This is a genomic window from Streptomyces acidicola, from assembly GCF_009377235.1.
In the GTDB taxonomy this organism is placed as follows: Bacteria; Actinomycetota; Actinomycetes; order Streptomycetales; family Streptomycetaceae; genus Streptomyces; species Streptomyces acidicola.
This window is the reverse complement of the sequence record NZ_VMNX01000489.1, coordinates 1-1,967: the sequence shown is the minus strand read 5'-3', so window position 1 is coordinate 1,967 and position 1,967 is coordinate 1. Positions and strand designations below refer to the sequence as shown.

2 protein-coding genes and 1 pseudogene are annotated in these 1,967 nt (G+C 71.9%); all 3 read right to left on the bottom strand.

The genetic code is table 11. The annotated features are described in order from the left end of the window. A partial coding sequence (locus FPZ41_RS46265) for an SMP-30/gluconolactonase/LRE family protein (protein WP_152870865.1) occupies nucleotides 1-731 on the bottom strand: 731 nt, incomplete at its 3' end. Beyond that, entirely contained in the window at nucleotides 728-1,501 is a 774-nt protein-coding gene (locus FPZ41_RS46260) for an IclR family transcriptional regulator (protein ID WP_131569971.1), read from the bottom strand. The genes FPZ41_RS46265 and FPZ41_RS46260, both read right to left, overlap by 4 nt. A 197-nt stretch (nucleotides 1,502-1,698) precedes the next feature. Further along, nucleotides 1,699-1,967: pseudogene (locus FPZ41_RS46255) on the bottom strand (hypothetical protein); the annotation flags it as partial.

Sequence of the window (1,967 nt, the reverse complement as noted above, 5' to 3'; positions counted from 1 at the left end):
GTGGGGCGGGGTACGGGGAGGGGGATGACGCGGTCGAGGGTGCCGTCGGGGGTGTAGCGGCGGACCGCTCCGCCGTCCCAGAGGGCCACCCAGACGCAGCCGTCGGCGTCGACCGTGAGGCCGTCGGGGAAGCCGGCGCCGTCCTCGATGGCCGCCAACGGCCGCCGGTGGGAGATCTGCTGCCCCTCTCCCACTCCCCCCTCTCCCACTCCCACGTCGAAGACATCGACGCGGCGGGTCGGGGAGTCGATGTAGTACATCAGGCGGCCGTCCGGGCTCCAGCCGATGCCGTTGCTCACGGCGACGTCGTCGAGGACCGTACGGACCGTGCCGTCGGGCGTGAGGTGGGACAAGGTGCCGCCGCCCGGGGCCTCGTCGTAGCGCATGGTGCCCGCCCAGAGGGAGCCGTCGGGGGCCACGGCGGCGTCGTTGGCGCGGCGGCCCGGCACCGGGTCGTGGTGCAGCCAGCGGAAACCGCCGTCGGCGTCGCGCAGACCCACGCCGTCCCGCAGGTTGAGCACCAGCCCGCCGCCCGCGCGCGGCTTCGCGGCGCCCACGTGCTGTTCGGTGACCATGACCGTGCGGCGGCCGGAGACGGGGTCGTAGGTGTGGACGCGGGAGCCGAGGATGTCGACCCAGATCAGCCGCTGGGCGGCGGTGTCCCAGGTGGGGCCTTCGCCGAGGGCCGCGTGTTCCCGTACCGCGATCTCGTAGCCCTTTGCGCCCGTCATGCCATGCTCCGGTACCCGAGGCGCTCCGACAGTTCCGCCGCGCCTTTGGCCGCGAGTTCCTCCAGCTCGGCGCGGCGCTCGTCGCTCCAGCGGATCATGGGTACGGAGATGGAGAGCGCGGCGACGACGCGGCCGGTGCGGTCGTGGACCGGGGCGGCCACGCAGGAGACGTCCGGGTTGGACTCGCGGCTCTCGACCGCGATCCCGCGCCGGCGGATCTCGGTCAGGGCCTCGCGCAGGGCGGCCGGGTCGGTGATGCTGTTGGGCGTCATCCGGACCAGGTCCGCGTCGTCCGGGATACGGGCGGTGAGCTCGTGCTCGGGAAGGGAGGCGAGGAGCATCTTGCCGACCGATGTGCAGTGCGCGGGCAGCCGGCGCCCAGCGGCGGACACCATGCGGACGGCGTGCGTGGAGTCGACCTTGGCGATGTAGATGACGTCGGCGCCCTCCAGGATCGCCACGTGCACCGTCTCGTCGCAGGTTTCGGCGACGGACCGGGCGACCTGCTGGCCCTCGGCGGCGAGGTCGAGATGCTCGGCGTAACGGCTCCCGAGCTGGTAGGGACGTACGCCGAGCCGGTAACGTCCCGGTTGTCCCGGTACCGGGACGATGTACGACCGGGCGGCGAGCGTGGTGACCAGCTCGTGCACGGTGGTGCGCGGCAGTTGCAGCTTGCGCACGATGTCGGGGGCGGACAGCGTGCCGTCCCCGTCCAGGAAGAGCTCCATTATGTCGAGAGCCCTGGTCACGGCAGGTACTAGGCGTCCCACGACAGGCCCCCTCCCTTGCGTCCTTGGTGACTGCGTTCGAGATTTCAACAGTCGATCGGCATGACGAACACAGGCTAGTCATAGTGAGCTCGACCGGGCAATGGTCGGGCAACCCGGGGTATGAGGTGCGTGTGTTGTGCGGGGCCGCACGCGTGTGCGTGGACGGCCCCGCGGCGGCACCCCGCACACATCCGCCCTCAGGCGGCTTCCTGCCGGACCCGCCCGTGCAGAAGCAGGTAGAAGGTCTGCAACGACTCCTCCCGCCCCACCTCGAAGCGGTTCACCACCTTGCCCAGCGGATTCCACACCCGCCCGTCCGGCATCCGCACCCCGACCGGCTGCCCGAAGTACGCGCGCTGTTCGGCGTCGAAGTCCACCCAGACCGCTCCGGCCCGGCGCACCAGCACCTCACCGACGTACGCCCCGAGTCCGAACAGCGCCCCGGCCACCCGCTCCCGGCCCACCC